This is a genomic window from Streptomyces sp. NPDC028907 (assembly GCF_055564995.1).
In genome coordinates, this window is the sequence record NZ_JBVHVE010000020.1 from 55,295 (window position 1) to 73,385 (window position 18,091).

Sequence of the window (18,091 nt, forward strand, 5' to 3'; positions counted from 1 at the left end):
CTCCATCATTGAAACTTCAATGGGTCTGCGTCTCTGTCAACTCGGTCACGCCCCGCCCTGTTCCCGCCGCCCGCGCTCAGCTCAGCGGGATCGTCACCTCGTCCTCGACCGGCGGTTCCAGCTCCTGGGCGAGGCTGCCCGTCGCGGCGTAGCAGCGCAGGCGGACGGTCTCCGGGGTGACGTCCAGACGGAGGAACTGCTTGAAGAACGGCGGGCTGTACGTCGCCGAGCTCGGGGAGAACAACGACGTGTAGATCTTGCGCACCGGGAGGCGGAAGCGCGCGGTGCGGTCGGGGCGGCGGCCCGCGCCGAGCAGGGCGGCCACCAGACGGGTGCGCCAGGTGATGCGGGCCGTCCGCTGCTGGGCCCGGGTCAGCGGGATGCCGAGCCGCTCGGCGACGACGGCCGAGGCCTCGGCCTCGCTGAGCGTGAAGAAGCGGCGCATACGCAGCCGGCGGCCGTACAGCCTGCTGTAGAAGGCCAGCGAGTCACCACGCAGCGGATAGCAGCGGAACTCCTTCTCGGTGACGTTCGCGACGTCGACGCGCGCGATGGTGTGCGTGGCGTGCATGAACGCCCCGCCGCCGCCCGAGACCACGTACTGGATCGTGCGGCCGTCGACCTGCACCGGATAGCGCTGGTAGTTGTGGATGTCACCGCCGATCGCCGCGACATAGCGGTGCGCCGGGTCCCGGACGATCTCGTCCACGGTCCCGCCGCCCTCGATCGCGCAGGGGTGGTGCTCGCCGTCCACGTACAGCGGCGATCCCGTGACGAGGATCTTCGGGCGGGGATCCCTCGACACCTCCCGCAGCCACGCGCCCTGCTCGGCGTCGATCGTCCCGAGCAGCCCGGTGTCGATGCCGACGATCCGGATCGGTCCGGCGTCGATCGCCCAGTACGGCCCCGGCTGGACGGCCTGTTGGGCTGCCCCCGACCTCAACTTCCGTTGCTCGGCGAGCCGTTGGCCGTCGCCCTTGCGCGGGCGGTGCCACAGCAGCGACCTCAGCCCGGCCCGGCTGAGCGCACGCGGCGCGGGCTCGGGCGCCAGCGGAGGGGCGTCGTCGCAGAAGACGCGCATGAACGCGCCGAGATCCTCGTACCAGTCGTGGTTGCCCGGTATCGCGTAGATCGGTGCCTGGTACTCCTGGTACGGCCGGAAGAACTTGCCGCCGTAGTCGTCGGCGCTGCCCACCGGATAGATCACGTCGCTCGCGAGGACCGCGAACCTGGTGTCCTGACCTGTCCTCAAAAACCCTGGCACGACGGCGTACTGGGGGTCGTCGCCCTCTCCCGTGTCCCCGATGACGAGGAAGGAGAACCGGTCCGGATCGTCACGCCGGATCACCTTGTCGGCCGGCGCGCCCGCCGCCGCCCGCTGGGCCACCCAGCGGTTGCGGGTACGGCCCGTCGGGTCGCCGAACCAGGACGCCAGTACGCCGTTGCGGGCGGCCCACAGCATTCTCGGATCGAGCCAGGAGATCTTCTCGACCTTGTGCGGCATCAGCCGCTTGTACGTGCCGAGTTCGGCGGCGCCCCAGCCGGCGCCTTCGGCGGTATCGCGTGAGGAGTCAGACACCTGTGCACCGTAACAATGATCTAGATAACGCCGAGAAGGGGAGCGCGGACCCGGGCGCGTCGCCGCACTCCAGTGCCTGGGTCAACCCTTGCGGGCGTATGGGTTGCGGTGCGGCTGCGGTGTGCCGGCCGGGGTGTTGAACTCCTGGGTACGGCTGGGCTGTTGCGCGAGGACACCGGCGGTCGTTCCCGTGCGCCGAGCGGTGCCGGACCGGCCGCGTTCGCCCTCGCCGAGGACCAGCAGCGGGTCGAACATCACGACCACTCCGGCCAGGACGAGAAAGATGATCGGGCCCAGGAGCATGGGAAGCAGCAGTGAGGAGGGCGAGTCCCCCGCCCACGACGAGCCGCTCGTGCGGTGCAGATGCACGCTCACGGCGGCCATGCCGGTGTAGTGCATTCCGGACACGGCGATGCCCATGACCAGGCTGGCGCCGAGGCTGGTCAGAAAGCCGCGGATGGTGACCGCCGCCCACAGCGCGGCGGTCGCGGCGACGATCGCGATCAGGACGGAGAGGCTCACGGTGAACACGTCGTACCGGATGCTGCCGTCCAGGCGCAGCGCCGCCATGCCCAGATAGTGCATCGCCGCCACACCGAGCCCGGTGATCACGCCCGCGCCGGTCAGCGCGCCCTTGCCCGCGCCCCGGTAGCCCACGATGAACACGCCGATGCCGACCACGGCGATCGCCACGCCGAGGCTGAGCACGGTGAGGCCCGTGTCGTAGCGGATCCGGGCCTCCTCGACCTGGAAGCCGATCATGGCGATGAAGTGCATCGTCCAGATGCCGCAGCCGATCGACGCGGCGCCGAGCGCCAGCCAACCGGGCCGCCAGGAGTCTCCGTCGAGCAGGGAGCGGACGATGCACCGCAGTCCTAACGCCCCTCCCAGGCAGGCCATCAGATAGGCCGCCACCGGGGTCACCGCACCATAGCGGAACCCGTCAACCGTGCCTTGCATAAGCCAACTCCCCCCAGAGTTCTGGCCAGTTGTGGTGCCAGTCGTGGAGCAAGGTTCTACGTGTCAAGGGTGCGTAAAGCAAGCCTTTACCGTCGGTAGCAGTTGAACTCTGCATCACCGTGAGTCAACTCCGGTCACGCAGGGACGAGTTCTGGCCAGCTGGCCGCCTTCCCCGGGAACTCCTGCTAAAAGCTGCTTCGAACCGCGGCGAGACGGATGCCGCGGGGGGTGTGATTCGCCCCCCGGCCCCTGGCGCCCACAAGTGGTGCCCGTGCCCAGGATGTGGCACAGATGGAGTGAGGTGGGCGCCGAAGAGGGCGGCAGCGGCGGAGAGGGCCGGACATGCGGGAACTCGCGATCATCGAGGCACCGTCCGTGCTCGGCCTGCGCCCCTCAGGGGTGCAGGAGCTGCCGACGGCCCTGCTCGACGCCGGTCTGTCGGCCGGTCTCGACGCGGTACGGGTCGGCCGGGTCGAACCGCAGGCCTACGACCCGACGCGCGACACCGACACCGGAGTACTCAACCCCCACGGCATCGCGGATTACTCCGCCCGACTGGCCGACGCCGTCGGCGACGTCCTGGACTCGGGCCGCTTCCCGGTCGTCCTCGGCGGAGACTGCAGCATCCTGCTCGGCAACCTCCTCGCCCTGCGCCGCCGCGGACAGCGTCCCCGGCTGCTGTTCCTGGACGGTCACACCGACTTCTACCAGCCCTCGGCGGAGCCGTACGGTGAGGCGGCCTCGATGGACCTCGCCCTCGCCACGGGACGCGGGCCTCGGCTGCTCACCGATCTCGAGGGCCGTGGCCCCTTGGTGCGTGACGAGGATGTCGTGGCCTTCGGTTTCCGCGACGCCGACGAATCGGATGAGGCCGGAATGCAGCCGCTTCCGCCCGGGCTGCACGCCATCGACCTTGACGGCGTACGGGCGTCGGGTGCCGCCACGGCGGCACGGCGGGCGGTCGACCGGCTCAACGCAGGAACCGGAACCGGCGCCGGGTTCTGGGTCCATCTGGACGTAGACGTCCTGGACGACGAGATCATGCCCGCCGTCGACTACCGACTCCCCGGCGGTCTGAGCTGGGAGGAGCTGGAGACGGTGCTGCGCACGGCACTGGGCGACCCGGGAGCGGTCGGGCTGGACGTCACGATCTTCAACCCTCGCCTGGACGCCGACGGCACGATCGCCGGCCATCTCGCCGAGTGCCTGCGCCGAGGGCTGTCGGCTCGCGCGGATCGACGACCCGGCAAGGGCGACGACCCGGACCGGGCCTAGCGCTTCACGCGGTAGCTGAGGCCGACGAACTTCGAGTTGAAGGTGCGGGTCTCGAGGAGTTCGAGATCTACCCGGCGCTCGTCCCGGGGAAAGAACGGGATGCCACCGCCGACCAGCACCGGGTAGACGATGGCCCGGTACTCGTCGATCAGCCCCGACGCGGCCGCCTCGGTGGCGAGCGTCGCGCCGCCGATCGCGATCTCGCCCTCTCCCGGCTCGGCCCGCAATCGCTTGATCTCCTCCGCGACACTGCCGGAGGCGAGGCGGGCGGTGCCCTCCACCGTCGACAGCGTGCTGGAGAACACCACCTTGGGCAGCGGCTTCCAGAGCGCGGCCCACTCGAGCTGATCGTCGCCGAGCGAGGGATCCTGGTCGGCGGTCTCCCAGTACAGCATCGTCTCGTACAGCCGCCGACCCAGCAGGTGGACGTCGACCCCACGGATGTCTTCGATCCAGAAGCGGAAGACGTCCTCGTCGGGCGCGGACCAGTCGAAACTGCCGTCCGGCCCCACGATGTAGCCGTCCAGCGAGACGTTCATCGAATAGGTCACCTTGCGCATCAGCGGTCCTCCTCGGTACGGGGTTCGACAGTGAGACCGCCGGACGCCGCGAAACTCATCGGCGCGGCTGGCGGGATCCCGGGCACGGTCGGCACACGGCAGAGCCTTCATGTCCTCGCCGGTACCGGGCGCCGCAGCAGATAGGCCGCAGCGGTCGACACCAGGACGGTCATACAGGCGATGAACACCAGCCCCGCGCCCTCCAGACCCATCGGATCGGCCAGCACCCCCACACCGATCACCGGGACCGAGATGCCCGTGTAGGCCACCACGAACAGCGTCGAGATCACGGCCGCGCGCTGCTCCGGCGGAGACGCCGCGGCGACGGCGGACAGCGCCCCGCGGAACGACAGCCCCTGACCGATGCCGCCGACGATCGCGCTCAGCACCACCAGCGCCAGCAGATCCCACCGCAGCGCGCCCGCGAGCAGCGCAAGACCGGCGAGCAGACCGGCGCAGCCCAGCGGCAGCGACCGCCCGACCCCGACCCGGCCGACGGCCAGTTGCCCGGCGGTCGAGGAGAAGAACGCCAGTGCCACGACCAGCCCGCTCACGGCGTGGTTGCGTTCGTTCAGGGACTCGGCGAGGAACGCCGGGCTGACCGAGGTGAACACCCCGAACAGGGCGAAACCCACGAACGAGGCGATGGCCGCCGGCCCGAACACGGCCCGCACCCGCGGCGGCAGACTCGGCCGTTGCGGCCGCACGGTACGCAGCGACCCGCGTGCCCGCACGGTCTCCGGAAGCCACAGCGTGACGGCGACCGCGCACGCCACCAGGGCGAGGTGGACGACGAACGGCAGGTACAGCGGCCAGGGCGCGTACTGCGCCAGCACTCCGGCCAGCAGCGGGCCGCACCCCAGTCCGCCCATGTTGGCGGCGGTCGCCACCAGCGTGGCCCGGGAGGCGCCGCCCGGCGGTGCCAGCTCCATCACGTACGCCGTGGCGGCCCCGGTGAGCAGACCGGCCGACAGCCCCGACATCAGCCGCCCCACGAACAGCCAGCCCAGCCCCGTGGCGCACAGGAAGCAGACGGCACTCGCGGCCGCGAAGCCCAGGCCCCACAGGATCACCGGGCGCCTGCCCACCGCGTCCGAGGCGTTGCCCACGAGCAGCAGCACGCCGATCACCGCGAAGGCGTACACGGCGTACACCACGGTGACCATCAGCTCGGAGAAGCCGAACTTGTCCTGGTAGTGACCGTAGAGCGGCGTCGGCAGCGTGGTGCCGGCCATGCACACGGCGAACACCGCGCCGCCGAGCACGCACGCACGCCACGCTCGGCGATCACCGTCCATGCCGCCGACCGTAACGCCGCGCACCGCCCGGACCCGGCCCGGCACGCCACCGGCGCTCACGCGTCGTACTCGTCGGGCAGCCGCAGACCGGGCCCGCCGACCTCCAGCCCGAGCGGCTCCGCGCGGCCCTCCGGCTCCTCCCACGCCTCCTGACGGCCGAGGGCGGTGAGGTCGAGGTACGGATAGCAGTTGTGGAACTCCTCGATGCCACGGCCGAAGGTGGCGTACGTGTGGAAGACCTCGTCCCCGACCCGCAGGAACGCGCTGATACCCGGATAGTCGCCGCGCATCCCCGCCGACCACGGCGTGCCCGCCTCCGCGAGCTCGGCCTCCGAGCGGAGGTAGACCTGGACCGGTGCGACCCGGTCGTCGACGGTGGCGTGGAAGTCGTAGTTGAAGTCGCTGCCGGCCGACGAATACCAGGGGAAGGTCCAGCCCATCCGCGCGCGGTAGGCGGCGAGCTTCTCGTACGGCGCCCTGCTCACCGCGACCAGCGACGTGTTGCGCACGTGCAGCTGCCGCAGCCGGGCGGGGATCTGGTCGGCCGCGGAGGAGCAGCTGCTGCACCCCGTGTCACGGGGGTGCTCGGTGCCGTCGGCGTCGAGGTCGTACGTCCACATGAAGTGGTGCACGACCAGCTGGGGCCGGCCCTCGAACAGATCGAGCAGACCGACTCGCCCGTCCGGGCCCTCGAAGGTGTACGGCTTGTCGACGCGGACCATCGGCAGCCGCCGCCGCTCGGCGTTGACCCGGTCCCGTGCCCGGGTCAGCTCCTTCTCCCTGGTCAGCAGCTCCCTGCGGGCGGCGAGCCACTCCTCGCGCGAGACGACCTCCGGCAGGTTCGGCGTCGAAGTCATCCAGGACCTCCCCATGGGTGCTGCTGCTGAGGCATTGCCGCTTGCCGCTCACGGACCAGCCGGGTCCACCTCCAGCTTGCGCTCTCCCTTCCGGCGGGGCACATCCGCCGGGCGGGCCCGCCGCTGTCACTTCCGTCCAAGGGCCGTCGATCTTTGTCCATGGGCGGATCCGCCGGCACGCGTGAGGGTGGGACCATGAGCGAATACAGGGCCGGGGACACGGACTTCCTCTTACAAAGGCGTGCGAGCGAACGGTCACGCCTGCCGAGCGGTCTCGTCGCGCTGGCCCTGGGCGGCTTCGGCATCGGACTGACGGAGTTCCTGATCGCCGGGCTGCTGCCGCAGGTGGCGGACAGCTTCGCGGTGTCCGAGGCGGCGGCCGGCCGGCTGATCTCCGGGTACGCGCTGAGTGTCGCGATCGGCGCCGTGGCGCTGACCGCGGCGACGACACGGCTGCCCAGGAAGCAGGTCCTGGTGGGCCTGCTGGTGTTGTTCGTCGTCGGCAACCTGCTGTCGGCGGTCGCGCCCAGCTATCCGGTGATGATGCTCGGGCGGATCGTCGCCGCGCTCTGCCACGGCTCGTTCTTCGGGATCGGCTCGCTGGTCGCACGCGACATGGTGGCACCGGAGAGGAAGTCCCGGGCGGTGGCCGTCATGTTCGCCGGACTGACCGTCGCCAACGTCCTCGGTGTGCCGTTCGGTGCGCTGATCGGGGAGCGCTGGGGCTGGCGGGCGGCCTTCTGGGCGGTCACCGCGATCGGCGTGCTGGCCCTGGCGGGGATCGTCACGCTCGTCCCGGGCCGCTCTGCCCGGACGCTGCCGCCGACAGCGCCGCCCGCCGGCCTGCGGGCCCAGCTCCGGGCCTTCCGGTCCTGGCAGGTCTGGCTGACCCTGACGGCCACCGCGCTCGGCTACGGCGGGATGTTCGGCGCCTTCAGCTACATCGCGTACACCTTCACCGAGGTCAGCGGCTTCTCCTCGGCGGACGTCGCCTGGCTGTTGATGGTCTACGGCGTCGGCCTGGTCGTCGGCAACCTGGTCGGCGGCCGGGCAGCCGACCAGGACCGGGACCGCACCCTGGTGCTCTCCCTGCTCGGACTCACCGTCACCCTGGCCGCGTTCGGCCTCCTCGCGCAGAGCGTCCCCGCATCGGTGATCCTCGTGTTCCTGCTGGGGCTGACCGGGTTCGCCGGTGTCCCCGGCCTGATCACCCGAGTCACCGACCACGCCCGAGGCGCGGCCCTCGCCGCCGGCGCCAACGTCTCGGCGTCCAACATCGGCAACGCCCTCGGCGCCTGGCTCGGCGGTCTGGCCATCACAGCGGGCTACGGCTACACGTCACCGCTCTACGTCGGCGCCGGGATCGTCCTGACCGCGACGGCCGTCATGACCGTCGCGGCGTACACGGCCAAGCCCCGTCCACCGGGGCGTCGGCTCTGCCTCAGAAGTGCCCGCCGCGGGAAGGGCGGGTCGGCGGGCCCAGACCGGTGAGCCACAGTTCGCCGTCGTCGCCCGCGCCGATGTCGTGAGCACGCAGCTCGTCCGGGCAGGTCGCCCACGGGCACGGCACTCGGCGATGTCGAGCTCGGCGATCCGCCGGGGCGCGTCGGAATCCGTCCCGGTCGTGGATGCCCACGGCCAACTCGCGTCCCTCGTTGCCCGGCGAGTGCGACACGATCATGTCCCGGCGCCAGTCCCGGGCGGTCGAGGACCTGCCGCGTGCTGAGGCCCGGGGGCCGCCTGGACATCTCCGACGGGGCTTGGAGGCCGCGGGATGCACCGACGCCGAGATCACCCCGACCCACCCGGTCGCCGACGGCCCGTACTCCGCCATCGTCCGTGCCACGGTGCCTGTCGAAAGCGACGGCCTCCGATCGACGCAAGGGTGAAGGCAGCACACCCGAGGAACCAGGAGCCCCCATCGTGATCGTCACCGCGGACATGGCCATCTCCCTCGACGGCTACATCGCCGGCACCGATGTCGCCCTCGACAACCCGGGAGGGAACGGCGCCGAGCCGCTCTTCGAGTGGATCCACAACCTGGCGAGCTGGCGGGAGCGCCAGGGCATGGCCGGAGGGGAGGAGAACCGGGACTCCGAGCTGATGCGCGAGTGGTTCGACACCACCGGCGCGGTGGTCATGGGCCGGATGATGTACGACACGGGTGAGGAGTTCTGGGGTGACAACCCGCCCTTCAGGACCCCGGTCTTCGTCCTCACCCACCGCCCTCGGCCGACCCTCGTCAAGGAGGGCGGCACCACCTTCACCTTCGTCACCGACGGCATCCACAGCGCCCTCGACCAGGCGAAGGCCGCCGCCGGCGACCGGAACGTCGACATCGCGGGCGGGGCGAGCACCGTACGGCAGTACCTCGGCGAGGGACTCATCGACGAGCTGCAACTGCATGTGGTGCCCGCGCTCCTCGGCGACGGCCTGCGACTCTTCGAGGGCCTGGGCGCCCGGCGACGGGACCTCGAACCGGTCCGGGTGGTCGACACACCTCTCGCCACCCACCTGAAGTACCGCTTCGTGAAATGACCGGGGAAATGACCGGGCACATCTGGGCGCCGGCGGAATTCCCGGCCCCGGCGCTCAGAAGGTGCGCTTCAGCAGGTCCAGCAGCGCCGCCCAGTGCCGCTCGTCGCCCTCGCGGTGGTAGGCGGCGGTGTCGGCCTGGGTGAACCCGTGCCCCGCACCGGGGTAGACCTCGCAGTGATGCCGGACCCCCGCCTCGGTGAGCGCGGTCTTCAGTCGCTCGATCTGCTCGACGGGCAGGGACGGGTCCTGGTCGGCGTGGCCGAAGTACAGCTCGGCGGTGATGTGTTCGGCCACCAGGTGCGGGCTGTCCGGCGCCTCGGTGGCGAGCCGGCCGCCGTGGAACCCGGCCGCCGCCGCGACCCGGTCCGGAAACGTGCCGGCGGTGAGCAGGGAAAGCCGGGCGCCCATGCAGTAGCCGGTCAGCGCGACCGGCCCGTCGGCCGCCACGGGGCAGTCGGCGAGCCAACGCAGATAGGCGTCCGCGTCGCGCATCGCGGCTTTTGGCGTCAGCGCCTGCATGACCGGCATGATGCTCTGGAAGATCTCCGGCCGGGCCCCGGGATCGATGAACTCGGGCAACTCGAACACCGGAGCGCGCCCGTGACGGTAGAACACGTTCGGCACCAGCACCGTGTACCCGGCCTCGGCGAGCCGGTCCGCCATCGCCCGCAGCCGCGGCCGCAGACCGAAGGCGTCCATGTACAGCAGCACCGCCGGGCGGGGCTCGCCGTCGGCGGGGTGGGTCAGATAGGCGTCGGCGGTGCCGTCCTCGGTGGGGATGTCGACGGCGGTGCCCTGTACGGAGGTCATGGGGGCTGCCTCTCTGCGCGGTTCACGGCGAACGGGTCGCCGACCCGGTGGAACCGGGCCGCGCACATGGTTTCATGCAGCATTCAACCGTTCGCGGCGCCCCCTCCCGTTTGGGGACCGCTTTACTCGAACCGGGACGTGTCGCCCGCTCCCTCGCGCACGATCTCGGCCTCGCCGCCCGAGAAGTCGATCACCGTCGTCGGCTCGGTGCCGCAGTCCCCGGAGTCGACCACCGCGTCCAGCACATGGTCCAGCCGGTCCTTGATCTCCCAGCCCTGGGTCATCGGCTCGTCCTCGTCGGGCAGCAGGAGCGTGCTGGACAGCAGCGGCTCCCCGAGTTCGGCGAGCAGCGCCTGGGTCACGACATGGTCGGGGATGCGCACACCGACCGTCTTCTTCTTCGGATGCTGGAGCATGCGCGGCACCTCCCTCGTCGCGGGCAGGATGAACGTGTAGCTGCCGGGCGTCGATGCCTTGATCGCGCGGAACACGTCGTTGTCGACCCGTACGAACTGGCCGAGCTGCGCGAAGTCCTGGCAGACCAGGGTGAAATGGTGCCGGTCGTCCAGGCGGCGAATGGCCCGGATCCGGTCGATGCCGTCACGGCTGCCCAGCCGGCAGCCCAGCGCATAGCAGGAGTCCGTCGGATACGCGATGAGCGCTCCGGAGCGGATGCTGTCGGCAACCTGGGAGATGGTGCGCGACTGAGGGTTGTCAGGGTGCACGTCGAAGTACTTCGCCATTCGCCGAGCCTATGCCCTGGGCGCCCCGCGGCGGTGCAGGCCCGGGCAGGCCGGGGGATTGCGCGCCGGGTTCCCGGGAAACCCGTTCACGGGTGCGAGCGCCGACTTGCCGCCGCGCAGGGGTGAGGTAACGTCCCGAGCGGTATGTCGTGAGTGAAATGCAGGACGAGGTGAAGGCCGACGTGGCTGGCAGAGAGGACGGGGTTCGTCAGACGGGGACGGGCAGCGCCGACACCTCGGTGTGGGCGCAGGAGTTGCTGGAGCACCTGCGGCCGAACGGCCGGGACGTCGGCCGGGTCGTCGCATGGCTCGCGGACTCCGTGCGGGGCACCGCCTCACTCCAGGACGACACCGGCACCCTGCTCACAGGCACTTGGCCGGACCTGGACGACAGCCTCGTCGCGGCCGTCGCCGCCGGACGCATCGCCTCCGCCGCCTGGGAGGGCCAGGGCCGCCACCTGCGGCTGGTCAGGGTGGCGTACCCGAACCCCGCGTCGGCAGGTGTGCTGGCGGTGGCGCGGGAGACGCCCTTCGACCGGCGCGCCTCCGACATGGTCACGCACACCGTCCAGGTCATCGAACTCCTGCTGAAGGCGGGCGAGACGACCGCCGCCGGACGCCGGCTCGCCCGGGCGACCTCCGATCTGCGCCTGGCCATCCTTCAGTTGCTGATGGTGGAGGACACCGTCTCCGCCCGTCGCGTCGCCGCCGGACTGTGGCCCGGTCTGCTCGACACCGACACGGCATGCGTCCACGTCGTCGAGAGCCCCGCCGACGAGCGCGACCGGGTTGCCGACGAATGCCTGGACGCGACCGGCGAGCGGGCACTGGTCGTGCTCTGCCCCGCGGTGGACGAGCACGTCATCGTCGTGACGCCCGGCGAGGACGAGGCCGGGGAACTGCGGTCGCTGATCGGCCCGCGCCCCCGCACCTTCATCGGCGGCAGCGCCCGGCAGAGCCTGGCCCGCACCGCCACCGCGTACGGGCAGGCCGTCAGCGCCCTGGCCGTCGCGCACTTCCGCCCCGACAAGGCCGCGGTCTACGCCGAACGCACCCACCCCGAGCGCCTGATCGACCCGGCGCCCCTGCGCGGCTGGGCCGCCCGGCTGCTGCGTCCGCTCGATGCCCTGGCCCACCACACCCGCGCCGAACTGCTCGCCACCACCCGGCTGGGCCTGGAGTTCACCGCCGTCAGTGCCGCCAAGGTCCTCGGCGTCAGCCGCAACACCGTCCGTGCCCGCATGGAACGCGTGGAAGGCCTCCTGCGCACGGACTTCTCCGACCTGACCGCCCGTGCCGTGGTCCACCTGGCGCTCAACACCCAGGTCAGCCTCGCCGACGCCCCGGCCGACGACCGTACGCCGGAAGAGAGCCAGGCCTCCCTGTGCGACCTGCTCCGCGGACCCGCCATGCACACCTGGGCGCAGGACGTCCTCGCCCGCCTGGACCAGGACACCCGGGACCTGCGCCGCACCCTGCGCACCTGGATCGCCGAGGGCGGCAACGCCGAACGCGCCGCGCAGACCCTCGGTGTCCACGCCCAGACCGTCCGCGAGCACGTCCGCAGCGCCGAACCCGTCCTGGAACGGCAGCTCCTCGCCGGCGGCAGTGACCTGTACGAGATCGTCCTGGCCCATCTCGCGGTGGGCGATCTGGATCAGCCCGCACTCCCGGCGACGAAACCGGGCCTTCCGGACTCACTTGTGCACAGGTGAGTCCCGGCGGGCCGGCATCGGGCATCGACGCGATACCCAAGCACTCCGCCGCAGACGTAAGTTCGACTTCCCGCGGGGGCACGACCGGAACGGGGGACCGGTCGCGTCCCCGCGCGCGTACCCGTTCAGGCCCGCAGCCGCACCGGAATCTCCTGCCAGCCGAACGCGATGAACGACGGCACCTGACGCAGCTCCTTGTCGTCGACGGCCAGCCGCAGGTCCGGGAAGCGGTCGAAGAGCGCGGGCAGCGCCGTGCGGGCCTCGACGCGGGCCAGCGGGGCGCCGATGCACCGGTGCACCCCGATCCCGAACGCCAGATGGTCGTCCGCCCCGCGTGACGCGTCGAAGCTGTCCGCGTCCGGCCCGTAGTGCGCGGTATCCAGCCCCGCGGCGGCGAACGTCGTGATGATGGCGTCCCCGGCCGGCACGATCACGCCCCCGACCTCGATGTCGGAGACGGCGAACCGCAACGGAAGCGACGCGATCGACGGGTGCACCCGCAGCGTCTCGTCGATCACCGCGTCCCAGCCGATCTCACCGGCGCGTACGGCGGCCAGCTGCTCGGGGTGGGTCAGCAGGGCGACGACCGCGTTGCCGATGAGGTTGACGGTCGTCTCGAAACCGGCGCCGATCACCAGCAGCAGGGTGTGGACGAGCTCCTCGGCGCCGAGCCGGTCGCCGTCCTCGTCGCGCACCCGGATCAGCTCGGTCGTCAGATCGTCACCGGGGTGCTCGCTGCGATGCGCGATCAGCGCCCCCAGCACCGTACCGATCTGCTCCTGCACGAACGCGGCGTGCTCCGGAGACGGGTCCGTGGTATCCATGATCGCGGCGATGAGGGTGCGGGTGTCCTGCCGCAACTCCTCGGGCACGCCGAACAGTTCGCAGATCATCCGCATCGGCAGGGGGTGCGCGAGCCCGGCCTTCAGATCCACCGACGCTCCGCCGTCGTCCAGGGTGTCCAGGGCGTCGAGCAGCTCGGCGGTGATGGCCTGCACGCGGGGCCGCATCATCTCCGTGCGCCGCTGGGTGAAGCTCGGCGCGACCAGCTTGCGCAGCCGCGCATGGTCGGCGCCGTACGTCGAGAGCATGTTGACCACGCCGACCCAGCCCAGGATCCAGCCCCAGGAGGGGTGTTCGCCGATCTCGGGCCACAGCCGCCAGTGCAGCCGGGGATCCTTGCTGACCCGCGGGTCGAGGATGAGTTCCTTGAGGGTGTCGTAGCCCGTGGGCGCCCAGGCGGGGATGCCGCCGGGCAGCTCCACGGGCACGATCGGGCCGAGGGCGCGCAGCCGGGCGCTCTCGGCGGCGATGTCGGCGCCGAACGGGTCGATGGCGAAGCGGTCGATGCGGTCGGTCACGGTCACGGGGGCACTCCAGGCTGGTCGGGGGAGTAGGGGGTGCTGTGCGGGACTTTCACATCACCCCCTAGGGCTGAACCGGACGGGCAGCGCGGTCAGCGAACGGTGGAAGGGGCCGGGCCGCCAGGTCAGCAGCGCCCGGGGCAGCACCGGCTCCAGGTCGGGCAGCCACTGGGTGAGCCGTTCGATCGCCTCGGTGGCGATGAGCAGCGTGTGCTGCCGGACCGGGCAGGCGTGCGGGCCCGCCGACCAGGACAGATGCGAGGCGTCCTTGGGATGCCGCCCCTCGGTGACCTCCTGCTCGGCGAAGTGGGCCAGCGCCCCGTAGGAGACGACCACCGGCACAGCTGCCCTGATCCAGGTGCCGTGGAAGGACACCGAGTTGCGGGCGTAGTGGATGCCGTAGTTGGCCAGCGGAGTCTCGTGGTGGAGCACCTCCACGACCGCGTCCGTCACAGGGCGCGCCCCGCTGGTCAGGGTGGAGTAGTACAGGGGGTTGCCAAGGATGCGGGACAGCGCGTTGGACACCAGGTTCGCCGTCGGCTCGTGCCCGGCGCCCAGGGTGAGGAACACCTGCCAGGTGACCTCCTCGGGGGTGAGCCCGGCCGGGTGGTCCAGCAGCCGGCTCGGCAGGTCGTCGCCCCGGCGCTGGGTTTTGGCCGCGATCAGCTCCAGGACGTAACCGCCGTACTCCGCCTCCCCCTCGGCCGCCTCGGCGCCGCCCTCCATCATCTTGCCCAGCGCGCCGTCGAGCCGGTCGCTCTGGCTGTCCGGCAGCCCGAAGAGGTTGTTGAACACCAGCGCCATCAGCGGTCGTGCGAAGTCGCCCACCAGATCGGCCTCGCCCTTCGGCCCGAACCGGCCCACCAGCACCCGCACCGCCCGGTGCACCCGCGCCCGCAGGTCGTGCGGCTCGACCAGGTCGAAGGTGTCGATCAGCGAGGTGCGGTACCGGACATGGGCCGCGCCGTCCGCGAACAGCGTGTTGGGCCGCCAGCGCATCATGCCCAGGATCGGCGAGTCGTCGGCGACCGTGGACTCCCACGGCCGCGGATCGTGCGAGAACGTCTCCGTGTCGTGCAGCAGATCCAGCGCCGCCTGCCGGTCGGTGACCACGTACGCGGGCACCCCCGGCGCCAACTCCGCCCAGCCGACCGGCCCCTGGGCGCGCAGGGCGGCGTAGTAGCGGTACGGGTCCAGGGCGAAGCCGTCCTCCCACAGCCGCACGGGCGTCGAGCGGGTGAAGGCCTGCCGGTCGGGGGTGTGGGTGGTCACCGGGCGTCCTCCGGAACGTTGCGGTCGATCAGGTGCTGGACCAGTGCGAGCAGTGCGTCGACCGACGAGCCGGCGTCCCGCGCGTCGCACGTCACCATCGGCGTGCCCGCCTCCAGGTCCAGGGCGGCGCGCAGCTGCTCCCGGGTGTGGTGCCGGGGCGAGTCCGGGAAGGTGTTGAAGGCGACGGCGTACGGCAGCCCCGACTCCTCCACCAGCCCCAGCACGTCGAAGGACGCGTCGATCCGCCGGCTGTCGACCAGGACGAGGGCGCCCAGCGCGCCGTAGGCGATGTCGTCCCACAGCGCCCGGAACCGCTCCTGCCCGGGCGTGCCGAACAGATACAGCACGACCCCGCCCGGCAGGCTGATCCGGCCGAAGTCCACGGCGACGGTGGTCGTCGACTTGTCCCGAACCCCGGCCAGATCGTCCACCTGCGCGGACGCCTCGCTGAGCGGCTCCTCGGTGTGCAGCGGCCGGATCTCCGAGACGGAGTCGATCAGGGTCGTCTTGCCCACCCCGAACGGGCCGGCGACCAGGATCTTGACCAGGTCACGGGCGGTGTCGGGCAGGTGGATGTCCTGCGTCGTGCCCGGTGCGGGCCTAGTTGTGCTTGAGGGCGCGAAGGCCATCGGCCACTCTCTCCAGCAGGTCGGGGTCGAAGCGTCGGGCGGGCGGGATCGGCGCGCGGGCCAGCACCAGCTCCCGGTCGACGAGTTCGCCGGCCAGGACCCGCACCGCCGACACCGGCAGCCGCAGCAGCGCCGCGGCCTCCACTACCGTCAGCGAACCGTCGTCCAGGGCTTCCAGCAGCGCGAGTTGGGCGGCGGGCAGACCGGCGGGCGGCGACGTGCCGGTTCCGGTGAGCACCGAAAGCCGCTCCAGCTGGGGCCGGCTGGGCCGGGCCACGCCACCGGTCGACAGATACGCGGGAACCAGGGGACGGCCGCCAGGGCGGCCCGTCATGCCGGTGCGCCGCCCTCGGCATGCCGGGCCGCCGCGGCCATCGCCTTCTCGCCCAGTCTCGCCACCTGCGAGTGCACCCGGTGCGCCAGCAGGTCCAGGCGCACCTCCGCGTCCCCGTAGGCGGCCACACAGGTGCCGTGGTCCGTCGGCACGATCAGCACATACCCGTGGTCCGACTCGATGACGACCTGCCGTACCTCGGCCCGGTCCCGGTCGGCGAACGCGGCGGCCGCCGTACGGCACGCCCCCTGCACGGTGCTGGTGATCGCCGCCACCCGCTCGGCGGAGGCCTGGGCGAGGGCGTCCGTGTACCCGGTGACCAGCCCGTCCCGCGTCAGCAGTACGGCGGCCACCGCGTGCGGCACCTCCAGGATCGGTTCGAGCACCCATGCCGTGTCTCCCGTATCGCGGCTGGTCATCGAGCCGTTCCCCCTTCATGGACGTTCCGGTCGGTCTGATCGTTCAGGTCGGTCTGCTCGGTCTGCTCGGTCTGACGGTTCTCGTCGGCCGCTCGCCCGGTCTCCGGTACGGCGGTGGAGGCACCTTCGGTGCGCTCGGCGTCCTCGGCCCGGGCCGCGGCGGTACCCGCCTGGAGTGCGCCGAGTGCCGCGGCGGCCTGCTCCGGCCGGCGTACCGCGGGCCGCGCCTCGGGCACGTCCCGCGCCGCGGCGGCGACGCGCGAACGGCGTCGGCGCCGGGGCAGACCACCGGCCTCGCGTGGAGCGTGATGCCCGGGTACGGCGTCGGGGGTTTCGTCGTCCTGCTCGGCGCCGTAACCGTGCGAGGTGGTGCCGGACGCCTCCGTCCGGGGCTCGGCGGGTGCCTCGTCGCGGGAGGCCTTGCGGGTGGAGCGCGGCGCGCTCGCGGCGGGCGGTCGCTCGGCCGGGTCGATGGCGCTGAGCAGGTGGCTGTCGACCAGCAGCACGGCCCGCACTCCGCCGTACGGGGACGGCGAGGACAGATCCACGCTCAGGTCGAACTGCCGGGTCAGCTGTCCGATCGCGGCGAGCCCCATGCGGGGCGGATCGCCGAGGTCGGTGAGCAGGATCGGCTCGGATCCCGCCACCAGCCGCTGCGCTCGGGCGCGTTCGTCCTGGGTCATGCCGAGGCCCGAGTCGTCGACGGTGACGCAGACGCCGTGGTGGACGTGCTCCAGGTTGACCACGACGTCCGTGTCCGGCGCGGAGTGCCGAAGGGCGTTGTCCAGGAGTTCGGCGACGATGATCGCGACCGGCTCCACCGCGTGGGACACCAGCCCGGTGCCCGCGGCCAGATGGTTGTGGACCCGGACCCGGTGGTAGCCCGCGAGCCGGGCCTGACCGCCGGTCACCGCCTCCACCAGGTGCGACTCCTCGCGGGCGAGCCCGACCCAGGCCCCGCACACCACGGCGGCGACCTGCGCCCGCCGCAGCGACTGCTCGTTCTCGTGGTCCAGGTGGAACAGGGTCTGCGCCAACTCCGGTTCGTCGTACTTCTGTTGAAGCTGCCGCAAGGCGTCCTGCAGCCGGTACAGGGCCGCCTGGATCTCCCGAGTCGCCCCTCGCATGCCCGCCTGCGCGGCGGCGTCGATCCGTGTGCGCTGCGTGGCCAGTTCGGTGCGCAGCCCGGTCAGCACCTGTTCGAGGGCGAGGTCCAGGGCGGAGCCCGCGGTCTGCTGATGCAGCGGCCCCGGCACGGTGACATGGGGGTGCGCCAGCTGCCGCGCGGCGGCGGGCAGGCGCTGGTCCGCCAGGTGCTCGACCTCGGCCGTGAACACCCGCAGAACATCCTTGAGTTGGCGGCGCAGGGCGGCGATCTCGGCACGCTGCTTCGCCTGTTGCCGCTGTGCGCGCAGCAGACCGCCGCCCAGGGCGAGCGCGGACAGCATGCCGACGGCGAGACCGCCGGTCGCCAGGTCCGGTAGTTCGATCATCGAGTCGGATTCCCAGGAGTCGGTTCGGGGACAGTCGGGCAGGGCTGGTTCCACGGCCGTGGGGCGAGGCGCTCGGAGCACAGTACACACCGTCATCGACCGATCTCGCACGGTCGATCGACACTTCATTTCGAAACTGCCGGGACTCTGCTCGCTTCTGCGCGGACTGTCGGAATTGCCGTACAACATGGGGGAGTTGGCGCGGATGTCTGCCCGGGTCGGCGCGGGGTGTGCCCGCCCGGACG

General features: G+C 71.6%; 17 protein-coding genes. 4 read left to right on the forward strand and 13 right to left on the reverse strand.

Features of this window, described 5'->3' with window-relative positions:
* Positions 1-76: 76 nt before the first annotated feature.
* Entirely contained in the window at positions 77-1,579 is a 1,503-nt protein-coding gene (locus tag ACZ4UU_RS40155; RefSeq protein WP_471908370.1) for a metallophosphoesterase family protein, read from the reverse strand.
* A gap of 81 nt (positions 1,580-1,660) precedes the next feature.
* Positions 1,661-2,539: an MHYT domain-containing protein gene (locus ACZ4UU_RS40160; protein ID WP_471908371.1), complete on the reverse strand. Its 879-nt coding sequence runs from the start codon at positions 2,537-2,539 to the stop codon at positions 1,661-1,663.
* Between the two features lie 342 nt (positions 2,540-2,881).
* Between ACZ4UU_RS40160 and ACZ4UU_RS40165 the strand changes: the two genes are divergently transcribed.
* Positions 2,882-3,814 (forward strand): arginase family protein, encoded by a 933-nt coding sequence (locus tag ACZ4UU_RS40165; protein ID WP_471908372.1) that lies wholly within the window; start codon positions 2,882-2,884, stop codon positions 3,812-3,814.
* Here ACZ4UU_RS40165 and ACZ4UU_RS40170 read toward each other — a convergent pair.
* The 3 genes from ACZ4UU_RS40170 to ACZ4UU_RS40180 all read right to left on the reverse strand — a co-directional run bounded on the left by ACZ4UU_RS40170 (position 3,811) and on the right by ACZ4UU_RS40180 (position 6,529).
* A complete protein-coding gene (locus ACZ4UU_RS40170; protein ID WP_471908373.1) occupies positions 3,811-4,374 on the reverse strand; it encodes a dihydrofolate reductase family protein in 564 nt (187 codons plus the stop codon). The genes ACZ4UU_RS40165 and ACZ4UU_RS40170 overlap by 4 nt on opposite strands.
* 107 nt (positions 4,375-4,481) lie before the next feature.
* A complete protein-coding gene (locus ACZ4UU_RS40175) occupies positions 4,482-5,672 on the reverse strand; it encodes an MFS transporter (RefSeq protein WP_471908374.1) in 1,191 nt (396 codons plus the stop codon).
* A gap of 56 nt (positions 5,673-5,728) precedes the next feature.
* Positions 5,729-6,529, reverse strand: coding sequence for a DUF899 domain-containing protein (locus tag ACZ4UU_RS40180; RefSeq protein ID WP_471908375.1), 801 nt, complete (start codon positions 6,527-6,529; stop codon positions 5,729-5,731).
* A gap of 261 nt (positions 6,530-6,790) precedes the next feature.
* Here ACZ4UU_RS40180 and ACZ4UU_RS40185 point away from each other — a divergent pair, with 261 nt between their 5' ends.
* On the forward strand, positions 6,791-8,020 hold the full coding sequence (locus tag ACZ4UU_RS40185; protein WP_471908450.1) for an MFS transporter: 1,230 nt from the start codon (positions 6,791-6,793) through the stop codon (positions 8,018-8,020).
* 432 nt (positions 8,021-8,452) lie between these two features.
* Positions 8,453-9,067 (forward strand): dihydrofolate reductase family protein, encoded by a 615-nt coding sequence (locus ACZ4UU_RS40190; protein WP_471908376.1) that lies wholly within the window; start codon positions 8,453-8,455, stop codon positions 9,065-9,067.
* A 54-nt stretch (positions 9,068-9,121) separates the two neighbouring features.
* On the opposite strand, the gene ACZ4UU_RS40195 is transcribed toward ACZ4UU_RS40190, so the two are convergent.
* Positions 9,122-9,877, reverse strand: a complete 756-nt coding sequence (locus ACZ4UU_RS40195) for a dienelactone hydrolase family protein (RefSeq protein WP_471908377.1) — start codon at positions 9,875-9,877, stop codon at positions 9,122-9,124.
* Positions 9,878-9,999: 122 nt separating this feature from the next.
* Positions 10,000-10,620, reverse strand: a complete 621-nt coding sequence (locus ACZ4UU_RS40200) for an L-threonylcarbamoyladenylate synthase (protein ID WP_471908378.1) — start codon at positions 10,618-10,620, stop codon at positions 10,000-10,002.
* A 182-nt stretch (positions 10,621-10,802) separates the two neighbouring features.
* Between ACZ4UU_RS40200 and ACZ4UU_RS40205 the strand changes: the two genes are divergently transcribed.
* Complete coding sequence (locus ACZ4UU_RS40205) at positions 10,803-12,335, forward strand: helix-turn-helix domain-containing protein (RefSeq protein WP_471908379.1); 1,533 nt, start codon at positions 10,803-10,805, stop codon at positions 12,333-12,335.
* Between the two features lie 125 nt (positions 12,336-12,460).
* On the opposite strand, the gene ACZ4UU_RS40210 is transcribed toward ACZ4UU_RS40205, so the two are convergent.
* Genes ACZ4UU_RS40210 through ACZ4UU_RS40235 form a run of 6 tightly spaced genes read right to left on the reverse strand, consistent with a single transcriptional unit; the run spans position 12,461 to position 17,846 of the window.
* The gene (locus ACZ4UU_RS40210) at positions 12,461-13,702 is read right to left on the reverse strand and encodes a cytochrome P450 family protein (RefSeq protein ID WP_471908380.1); all 1,242 of its coding nucleotides are present in this window, start codon (positions 13,700-13,702) and stop codon (positions 12,461-12,463) included.
* 54 nt (positions 13,703-13,756) lie between these two features.
* Entirely contained in the window at positions 13,757-14,971 is a 1,215-nt protein-coding gene (locus ACZ4UU_RS40215) for a cytochrome P450 family protein (protein ID WP_471908381.1), read from the reverse strand.
* Positions 14,968-15,600 carry a GTP-binding protein gene (locus tag ACZ4UU_RS40220; protein WP_471908382.1) on the reverse strand — a complete coding sequence of 211 codons (633 nt, stop codon included), beginning with the start codon at positions 15,598-15,600 and terminating at the stop codon, positions 14,968-14,970. The genes ACZ4UU_RS40215 and ACZ4UU_RS40220 overlap by 4 nt, the downstream gene beginning before the upstream one ends.
* Positions 15,572-15,934 (reverse strand): DUF742 domain-containing protein, encoded by a 363-nt coding sequence (locus ACZ4UU_RS40225; RefSeq protein ID WP_471908383.1) that lies wholly within the window; start codon positions 15,932-15,934, stop codon positions 15,572-15,574. The genes ACZ4UU_RS40220 and ACZ4UU_RS40225 overlap by 29 nt, the downstream gene beginning before the upstream one ends.
* Positions 15,931-16,353: a roadblock/LC7 domain-containing protein gene (locus tag ACZ4UU_RS40230; RefSeq protein WP_471908384.1), complete on the reverse strand. Its 423-nt coding sequence runs from the start codon at positions 16,351-16,353 to the stop codon at positions 15,931-15,933. Before ACZ4UU_RS40230 ends, ACZ4UU_RS40225 begins: the two co-directional genes overlap by 4 nt.
* Positions 16,350-17,846, reverse strand: coding sequence for an ATP-binding protein (locus ACZ4UU_RS40235; protein WP_471908385.1), 1,497 nt, complete (start codon positions 17,844-17,846; stop codon positions 16,350-16,352). Before ACZ4UU_RS40235 ends, ACZ4UU_RS40230 begins: the two co-directional genes overlap by 4 nt.
* Between the last annotated feature and the right edge of the window lie 245 nt (positions 17,847-18,091).

What these genes read in the sequence shown, in the direction of transcription:
- ACZ4UU_RS40180 (WP_471908375.1), bottom strand. Translation starts at nt 6,529, where the DNA reads ATGACTTCGACGCCGAACCTGCCGGAGGTCGTCTCGCGCGAGGAGTGG.
- ACZ4UU_RS40200 (WP_471908378.1), bottom strand. Translation starts at nt 10,620, where the DNA reads ATGGCGAAGTACTTCGACGTGCACCCTGACAACCCTCAGTCGCGCACC.
- ACZ4UU_RS40175 (WP_471908374.1), bottom strand. Translation starts at nt 5,672, where the DNA reads ATGGACGGTGATCGCCGAGCGTGGCGTGCGTGCGTGCTCGGCGGCGCG.
- ACZ4UU_RS40225 (WP_471908383.1), bottom strand. Translation starts at nt 15,934, where the DNA reads ATGACGGGCCGCCCTGGCGGCCGTCCCCTGGTTCCCGCGTATCTGTCG.
- ACZ4UU_RS40165 (WP_471908372.1), top strand. Translation starts at nt 2,882, where the DNA reads ATGCGGGAACTCGCGATCATCGAGGCACCGTCCGTGCTCGGCCTGCGC.
- ACZ4UU_RS40235 (WP_471908385.1), bottom strand. Translation starts at nt 17,846, where the DNA reads ATGATCGAACTACCGGACCTGGCGACCGGCGGTCTCGCCGTCGGCATG.
- ACZ4UU_RS40160 (WP_471908371.1), bottom strand. Translation starts at nt 2,539, where the DNA reads ATGCAAGGCACGGTTGACGGGTTCCGCTATGGTGCGGTGACCCCGGTG.
- ACZ4UU_RS40195 (WP_471908377.1), bottom strand. Translation starts at nt 9,877, where the DNA reads ATGACCTCCGTACAGGGCACCGCCGTCGACATCCCCACCGAGGACGGC.
- ACZ4UU_RS40230 (WP_471908384.1), bottom strand. Translation starts at nt 16,353, where the DNA reads ATGACCAGCCGCGATACGGGAGACACGGCATGGGTGCTCGAACCGATC.
- ACZ4UU_RS40220 (WP_471908382.1), bottom strand. Translation starts at nt 15,600, where the DNA reads ATGGCCTTCGCGCCCTCAAGCACAACTAGGCCCGCACCGGGCACGACG.
- ACZ4UU_RS40170 (WP_471908373.1), bottom strand. Translation starts at nt 4,374, where the DNA reads ATGCGCAAGGTGACCTATTCGATGAACGTCTCGCTGGACGGCTACATC.